Origin of the sequence: Pseudomonas sp. R62, assembly GCF_000257605.1 — a bacterium.
Lineage (GTDB): Bacteria > Pseudomonadota > Gammaproteobacteria > Pseudomonadales > Pseudomonadaceae > Aquipseudomonas > Aquipseudomonas atacamensis.
The window spans coordinates 801,145-804,575 of record NZ_JH635998.1 but is presented as its reverse complement, the minus strand read 5'-3'; the positions used below and the strand labels follow the sequence as shown (position 1 = coordinate 804,575).

The window sequence follows — 3,431 nt, the reverse complement described above, 5'->3', positions numbered from 1 at the left end:
GGTTGTTGCAGACCGACGCGCCCAACTGGAAATACACAGCCTTGGGATCGGCGCGCATCTTGTCGGCGTGGCTCTTTTGCACGCTCAGATGGTTGATCAGCTGTGTGCCTTCGACGGTGTAGCCTTGATCAAGAATGTCTTCATTGATCGCCCGTGGCGTGCCAACGCTGCTTTGGGCGGCGACGTTGCGCAGCTCTCGGTTCAGATTCTGCTCACTCAGGGACGCAGCCTGAGCGGTAAAGGACGACGCCAGCAGAATGGCAGCGGTGGGAACGATAAGGCGCAGCATGAAACTCTCCTGATTCGGTGACTGGTGGTTCGACCCGTCACGGGGCGGTGCGTTCAGTGGCGGCGAATTATAGGGGAGCCGGTCTGGACGGTACAGGCTTGTGGCCGTCGCTCTGGTAAACTGCCGGCATTTATTGCCTTGCCGAGTGTCATTCGTGTCGAGTTTCCCTGTCTGCCGGTATTGCCTGCGATGATCCATGCCCCCAACGCCGTGGCCCGCCTGCGCGATCAGCGCGAGGACGAAGGTATCAAGCCGATTCAGGCGCGCGGCTTTCGCTCCGAGCGTTGCCGCGATTGCCGAGTGATCATCAGTCATTGCCTGTGCGCGTGGCGGCCAAGCGTCGACACCCGTTCCGGCGTGTGCCTGATCATGACCGGCAAGGAAGTATTCAAGCCAAGCAACACCGGTTGGCTGATTGCCGATGTGGTACGCGACAACCATGCGTTTATCTGGTCACGCACCGAGCCCGACCCGCAGATGCTTGCACTGCTCAACGATCCGCAGTGGCAGCCGTATCTGGTGTTTCCGGGTGAGTATGTCGAACCGTCGCGGGTGACCAACACGGTGACAGTCGATAGCAGCAAGCGCCCGCTGTTCATACTGCTGGATGCGACCTGGACCGAGGCGCGCAAGATCTTTCGCAAGAGTCCGTATTTCGACCGCTTGCCGATCCTCAGCCTGCTGCCCGACAAACTCTCGCGCTATCGCTTGCGCCGTTCGACCCGCAGCGAGCACCTGTGCACCGCCGAAGTCGCAGCGTTGTGCCTGGAACTGGCCGGTGACAGCGATGCCGCCTCGGCGCTGGACGCCTATTTCGATGTGTTCAGCCAGCATTACCTCGGTGCCAAGCAGCAACTGGACATGAATGAATCAACCCCCGCTCACACCGAGCTGCTGCCCTATATACGAAAGCCGCAGCCGGAGTTGGCCCGATAGTGGCCCATACTGTCCACAGCGCTGGCCATCTTGCTTGACCACCCCGGCTGCGCTGGGCATGCTTGGCGCCGATTAGGGTGCGGCCAAGGTTTGAGACGCCGTGTTTGCTGTTGATTGGCGTCGAACGTGCCCCTGTGGATATCGCTTCCAACCGCTGCCTCGAGTTGCTTTGGCCAGACCGGAATCTACCGCGTCTGCCATCAAAAACAGGATCATTTGAAAAATGGCCACATACGACATCCTGATTGCCGATGATCACCCCCTGTTTCGCAGCGCCCTGCACCAAGCGGTGACGCTGGGCCTTGGCCCGGACGTGCGACTGGTGGAAGTGGCGAGCATCGCCGAACTGGAAGCGCGCCTGACCGAAAAGGCTGACTGGGATCTGGTCCTGCTGGATCTGAACATGCCCGGCGCCTATGGTTTTTCCGGGCTGGTGCTGCTGCGCGGGCAGTATCCGCAGATTCCGGTGGTGATGGTCTCTGCCCAGGAAGAAGCTTCGGTGATGGTCAAATCCCGCGAGTTCGGCGCCAGTGGCTTCATTCCCAAATCCAGCGATCTGAGCGTGATTCAGGAAGCGGTGCGCAAGGTGCTCGATGGCGACGTGTTCTGGCCGCCGCAAGCGTTCGAAGCGGTGAGTGTGTCGGATGAAGCGAAAGCCGCCAGCGATGGCCTCGCCAGCCTGACGCCGCAACAGTTCCGGGTGCTGACCATGGTCTGCGAAGGTCTGCTGAACAAGCAGATCGCTTATGAGCTGAGCGTGTCGGAAGCGACCATCAAGGCCCACGTCACGGCGATCTTTCGCAAATTGAACGTGCGCACCCGCACGCAAGCGGCTTTACTGCTGCAACAACTTGAGTCAATTCCGAGCCAGTGATGGCTGGCGTTTCACGCTTTTTTGACTTTCGTTGATCTAGCTTCCCCACACCTTTTTGGCTGGTTTCTTTCTTATGTCACCTTTCAAGGGCCAGACCGGCCTGAAACGCATCCTCAACGCGTCCGGCTATTCGCTCGATGGCCTGCGCGCCGCCTTCACTGGCGAAGCGGCATTCCGCCAATTGGTGCTGCTCAACGTGGTGCTGATTCCGCTGACATTCTTCCTTAATGTCAGCCGGGTCGAGCAGGCGGTGTTGATCGCGGTTTGCTTGCTGGCGCTGATTGTCGAGCTGCTGAATTCGGCGGTGGAAGCGGCCATTGACCGCATCTCGCTGGAATTGCATCCGCTGTCGAAGAACGCCAAGGACATGGGCAGCGCCGCGCAATTCGTGGCGCTGAGCATGATCGGACTGGTGTGGGCGGTGATTCTGCTTTAAGCGATGGTCGGCAAGACGATCTCGTCGCTGCGCTGCACCCCGGCGGTGAAAGCGCGACACAGCTCGAGAAACTCGCGCATGGCCGAGGTCTGGTATTTCTGTTTGTGCCAGATGAAATAGAACTGCCGGGCCAGGTCCAGATCCGGCGTCTCCACCGGCACCAGACTGCCGCGCCGGAAGGCATCGCGCAGCGCCAGCCGCGAAATGCAGCCAATCCCCAGCCCTGATTCCACTGCGCGCTTGATCGCTTCGGTGTGTTCCAGCTCGAGACGAATGTTCAGCGCGCTGCGATGGTGGCGCATGGCCTGGTCGAAGGTCAGCCGCGTGCCGGAACCCTGTTCCCGCAGAATCCATGCCTCATGGGTCAGTTCTTCCATCGTCGCACTGCCGCGCTTGGCCAACGGATGCTGCGGCGCACAAAACACCACCAGCTCATCCTCGACCCAACTCTGCACTTCGATGTCCGGGTGGCTGCAATCGCCTTCGATTAGACCCAGATCAATTTCGTAGTGGGCGACCTGCTGCACGATATTGGCAGTGTTCTGCACGTGCAGCTTGACCTGACTTTCCGGGTGGCGCTGCATGAAGCTGCCGATCAGCAGGGTGGCCAGATAGTTGCCTATGGTCAGCGTCGCCCCCACTGATAGAGAGCCGAAACCGGATTTGCCATTGAGCAGGTCTTCGATTTCCTTGGCCTGGTCGAGCAGGGCGACCGCTTGCGGCAACAGTTGTTTGCCCAGGGCGTTGAGGCTCAGGCGTTTGCCGGCGCGGTCGAACAGCTGGCAGCTGGACTGGCGCTCGAGCTCGGTGATCGAAGTGCTGGCCGCCGATTGCGAGAGGTTGAGCAGACCCGCAGCACGGGATACGCTTTCCTGCTGGGCGACGGCGACGAAAAC

Annotated in this window: 5 protein-coding genes; 3 read left to right on the top strand and 2 right to left on the bottom strand. The window is 60.2% G+C overall.

Going from position 1 to position 3,431, the window contains the following annotated elements; genetic code table 11:
- Positions 1 to 289 (bottom strand): PA3611 family quorum-sensing-regulated virulence factor (locus tag OQK_RS05090; protein ID WP_016771414.1); only part of this gene is annotated, 289 nt, incomplete at its 3' end.
- Between the two features lie 189 nt (positions 290 to 478).
- On the opposite strand from OQK_RS05090, the gene OQK_RS05085 reads away from it, so the two are divergent.
- The 3 genes from OQK_RS05085 to OQK_RS05075 all read left to right on the top strand — a co-directional run bounded on the left by OQK_RS05085 (position 479) and on the right by OQK_RS05075 (position 2,535).
- Positions 479 to 1,225: a tRNA-uridine aminocarboxypropyltransferase gene (locus tag OQK_RS05085; protein ID WP_016771413.1), complete on the top strand. Its 747-nt coding sequence runs from the start codon at positions 479 to 481 to the stop codon at positions 1,223 to 1,225.
- Between the two features lie 223 nt (positions 1,226 to 1,448).
- Complete coding sequence (gene erdR / locus OQK_RS05080) at positions 1,449 to 2,099, top strand: response regulator transcription factor ErdR (RefSeq protein ID WP_016771412.1); 651 nt, start codon at positions 1,449 to 1,451, stop codon at positions 2,097 to 2,099.
- Positions 2,100 to 2,172: 73 nt separating this feature from the next.
- Positions 2,173 to 2,535, top strand: coding sequence for a diacylglycerol kinase (locus tag OQK_RS05075; protein ID WP_016771411.1), 363 nt, complete (start codon positions 2,173 to 2,175; stop codon positions 2,533 to 2,535).
- Here the strand turns inward: OQK_RS05075 and OQK_RS05070 are convergent.
- Positions 2,532 to 3,431, bottom strand: a 900-nt coding sequence (locus OQK_RS05070) for a LysR family transcriptional regulator (RefSeq protein ID WP_016771410.1), incomplete at its 5' end; no start/stop codon positions are given. The genes OQK_RS05075 and OQK_RS05070 overlap by 4 nt on opposite strands.

What these genes read in the sequence shown, in the direction of transcription:
- OQK_RS05085 (WP_016771413.1), top strand. Translation starts at nt 479, where the DNA reads ATGATCCATGCCCCCAACGCCGTGGCCCGCCTGCGCGATCAGCGCGAG.
- erdR (WP_016771412.1), top strand. Translation starts at nt 1,449, where the DNA reads ATGGCCACATACGACATCCTGATTGCCGATGATCACCCCCTGTTTCGC.
- OQK_RS05075 (WP_016771411.1), top strand. Translation starts at nt 2,173, where the DNA reads ATGTCACCTTTCAAGGGCCAGACCGGCCTGAAACGCATCCTCAACGCG.